This is a genomic window from Nonomuraea sp. NPDC049784 (genome assembly GCF_040659615.1).
GTDB lineage: Bacteria > Actinomycetota > Actinomycetes > Streptosporangiales > Streptosporangiaceae > Nonomuraea.
This window is the reverse complement of sequence record NZ_JBFAMX010001290.1, coordinates 1-1111: the sequence shown is the minus strand read 5'-3', so window position 1 is coordinate 1111 and position 1111 is coordinate 1. Positions and strand designations below refer to the sequence as shown.

The 1111-nt window shown below is 69.4% G+C and carries 3 protein-coding genes; all 3 read left to right on the top strand.

The window, feature by feature from the left end; all coding sequences use genetic code 11:
• Positions 1–185 precede the first annotated feature (185 nt).
• Positions 186–371 (top strand): hypothetical protein, encoded by a 186-nt coding sequence (locus AB0J09_RS65510; RefSeq protein WP_360714675.1) that lies wholly within the window; start codon positions 186–188, stop codon positions 369–371.
• Positions 372–634: 263 nt separating this feature from the next.
• On the top strand, positions 635–895 hold the full coding sequence (locus tag AB0J09_RS65505; protein ID WP_360714673.1) for a hypothetical protein: 261 nt from the start codon (positions 635–637) through the stop codon (positions 893–895).
• Positions 829–1111: hypothetical protein (locus AB0J09_RS65500; RefSeq protein ID WP_360714671.1), on the top strand; the 283-nt coding region annotated here is incomplete at its 3' end. The genes AB0J09_RS65505 and AB0J09_RS65500, both read left to right, overlap by 67 nt.

The following is a 1111-nucleotide window of genomic DNA, read 5'->3' as shown; positions in this document are numbered from 1 at the left end:
ATCGCACTGGGCCGCGCGCATCGATGAGAGAAACTCTGGACCACCCACCCGCAGAGGAATGTGCCTGACCATGCTTGCCACCCACCGACGACCACCAGCCCGCCAGCGTGCAGCACTTCGCGAGGCGCCTGCCATCCGGCGCGTCCCAGCACGCATGACCAGCTTGCCCGAGGCGGTGGCGTCTGATGCGTGACCGGAACCTGCAGTTCATCGTCGCGACGTTCGACCAACTGGGTGTGCGTCCCGATCCACAGGACCGGCGACGGATCAACGCGCTGGCCGACATGGATCTGCAGAGCGTCCGCGTGGTGCTGGATCTGATGCGGAAGGCGTACGAGGCAGGCCGAGCTGCGACCGGTGAGGCTCAATGAGCCACCGATAGGTTGCACGCGCACCACGTCCGGCACACCGCCAGGCAGGCAATCACCGACCGGCTCAACTGTGCTTCGCAAATGATCGTCTCGTGGGACAGCGCCGCCACCACCACGAAGGCTCTCCTCCTGCACGCCAACTCGGGCGCCACCGCGATCGAGTGCGAGAACACACTCCGAACCGCACTGGGCGCGACACCGGGCCGAGCGTGGCGTCCTCGCCGCGCCGAGCTCGCAACGCAGGGTGGGGCCCCGTCACCGTAGTGCACGGCAACCCCGCCTCCGACGAGAACATGCGGCTTATCGGCCAGGTGCTGCCCGCGCTGGCCAAGCAGGCCGACCTTCTGGCCTTCCGCCAGGGCGGCAACGACTCCATCACCTACGTCTTCGCCCCACCCGACGCCGCCGCCGCGTTCGAGGCCCAGGTCCGGGCAGTTGCCCGCCGTGGTGGCGGATCGTGCCGTCGCTGCAGCTGCTTCGCCACCTGGCGACCGAAGCCGCCCGTCAGGCCCAGCAGCTCCTGACCGACGGCACCCTGCTCGAGACGGACCCGATCATCGACGCCGTGCGCCTGACCGCTTCCCTGCCGACCTCCCTGCCGACCGGGGAGCGTGCCGAGATCGTGGCCCACCGGCTCGACATGGAGCCGCAGGCCTTCCGCCGACTCCTGAAAACCTATGCGCTGGCCGGCGCCCCCGGTGTCCGCGCCACCCGTCACCCCTACCCAGACGACCCCCAGG